Source organism: Arthrospira sp. PCC 8006, from assembly GCF_046480465.1.
GTDB classification, from domain to species: domain Bacteria; phylum Cyanobacteriota; class Cyanobacteriia; order Cyanobacteriales; family Microcoleaceae; genus Limnospira; species Limnospira platensis.
Genome location: NZ_PKGG01000399.1, coordinates 1 through 2269 on the forward strand (window position 1 = coordinate 1; position 2269 = coordinate 2269).

Annotated in this window: 2 protein-coding genes and 1 pseudogene; 1 reads left to right on the forward strand and 2 read right to left on the reverse strand. The window is 44.2% G+C overall.

Annotated elements, in window-relative coordinates:
- A pseudogene (locus B9T16_RS27935) lies at positions 1–218 on the reverse strand (IS1 family transposase); the annotation flags it as partial.
- A 19-nt stretch (positions 219–237) separates the two neighbouring features.
- Positions 238–660: a reverse transcriptase N-terminal domain-containing protein gene (locus B9T16_RS27940; protein ID WP_014275816.1), complete on the reverse strand. Its 423-nt coding sequence runs from the start codon at positions 658–660 to the stop codon at positions 238–240.
- A gap of 796 nt (positions 661–1456) precedes the next feature.
- Here B9T16_RS27940 and B9T16_RS27945 point away from each other — a divergent pair.
- Positions 1457–1795, forward strand: coding sequence for an NAD(P)H-quinone oxidoreductase subunit M (locus B9T16_RS27945; RefSeq protein WP_006615757.1), 339 nt, complete (start codon positions 1457–1459; stop codon positions 1793–1795).
- Positions 1796–2269: the final 474 nt, after the last annotated feature.

Consider the following 2269-nt stretch of genomic DNA (forward strand, 5'->3'; position numbering starts at 1 on the left):
ATTGTGTTGTGAGAAATACCAGTGACTCTCTCAATGGCTCGAAATCCCATGCCATTGAGGGACATTTTCACACAAAGCTCTTTGACATCAGAACTGTAACCTCCAGGACAGGGATTTTCTCGAAATTGGCGACCACATTCACGGCACAGGTAACTCTGTTTTCCCTGACGATGACCATTTTTGACTACTTTATGGCTTTGGCAATAAGGACAATCCATCTTGATTTATTTGAGAATATCATTTTCTATTATGCAACACCTCTAGTTCAATTGCATTAATAACTTTTTGTCTAAGGTCGTAACTGTAGGGGGCTGGCATTTTGGGTCTTCTGTAGATATCCTTGCCATTATACGTCCTAAATGTTCTGTCTTGTGCTATACTTTCAGCAAGTTTAATCCTTTGCCTTGGTGAGATTACTCTCATTCCATCGACCCCGGCTGTTTTCTTGCCTTGATTATCTTGAGTCACTCGTCGCACTGCTAAGAGCCGTGCATAATATGACTTCACCAGTAGACGTTGCAACCTTCTTGCCTTGGCATCCTGTCCCGATTTAGCTGCTTGAAATATCCTCTTTTGGAGCTTGACAACTTTCCTCTGGACTTTCGCCCAGGGGATTTGTTTCCATACAAACGCACGTCTTGATTGGCTCTGATTTCTCAAAACCTTTCTTTAAACTCGCTTTCGTCATAGTAACTCCTACTAGACTCTATTCATGCAATCAAACCGTAACCTGTCAGCATATCCCTGCCATTACAGCAGGGCGTTGGCTTTTGGTCACATCTCACTTCCTCTAGGACTTGCGCTTACATTTGTTACTACTGATATCTCGACCAGATATTCATAGTCCAGGAGGATTTAAAACGTTCCGTTTATATGGGCATTCCATCTTTAGACTTGTCCTATCCACCGGGGTACTTTTAAAGGTCTGTGAAGATGGTATATAAAAACCTCTTCTTTTCCCCTTGCTCTTTTGAGCGCAGCGTGTCAATCTATTTCGCTGCTTGCTAATTACGATGGTTCAAGTCGGAACATTCAGATTTCCTTAGTCATGGATGGTTGGCAGTGGTCACATTTTTGGTAGTAGGTTCTACCTCATGCCTTCCGTTCCCCGCTTCAATCTGACGGGTTATGAATCCTAAAACTGGGGGTGGCTATCGCCGTTACTCTCTACTCCCTGATTTCTCAGTTTGTTTATGACCTTGAGTTCCCTGCCTTGCTTAGATTTCTCCAAGCGTCGGGACATATAAACAGTTATGAGGATGGTCAGGAGTGCGCTCCTTATATTCAATCAAGGGGTTTAAATCCCCACTAGGAGGTTATTTCATCAGGCATTGCAGCCTTATTTGGTCTCCTAAACGTCTCGCACTTATCAATTAGCCTAGCCTCTGGTGATTGTTGGGATCACAGTCGCCGTAATAAGTGTATAATAGGCACTTAGTCTCACTCATCCTAAACTATGCTGTTAAAGTCTACAACCCGTCACATTCACATTTTGACTGCGGAACTTCAGGATAACGAAATCATTCCCAGTGAAGAAAAATTGACCATTGACATTGACCCAGATAATGAATTTAACTGGAATGATGAAGCCCTGCAACAAGTCTATCGAAAGTTTGATGAGTTAGTCGCAGCATCGGAAGGGGAAGATTTGACAGAATATAATCTCCGTCGCATTGGATCAGATTTAGAGCATTTTGTGCGATCGCTTTTGCAATCCGGTCAAATCTCCTATAATCTCGGTACTAGGGCGGTCAACTATAGTATGGGACTGCCGCGAGTAGAAACCCCATCCTAAAATTAATCGTGCGAGACGTTTAGGCATCAAATAGGGCTGCAATGCCTGAAATAACAGCAAGCGTGAGGGTTCCAGCTCGTAGCTGGATATAAGAAGCTCGCTTCTGACCAACCTCATAACTGTTTATATGTCCCGACGCTTGGATCAATCTAAGCAAGGCAGGGAACCCAAGGTCATAAACAAACTGAGAAATCAGGGAGTAGAGGGTGCGAAATGTTGAGGAGACCAAATAAGGCTGTGATGCCTGAAATCACCTCCTAGTGGGGAAGCCAGCCCCGAGTCTGGATAAGAGGTCGGAGCCTCGAACCATTCCCCATAACTGTTTATACGTCCCAACGTTTGGATTGAACCCCCAAACACGGCCGGGAACTCAAGGTCATATAGCATTGGTCAAGGTGGTTAGGACGCAGCTTTTATAACGGAATCCATGGCATCATCGAGAGACTCAAACTGCTCACGTTCAATGGCGNATGC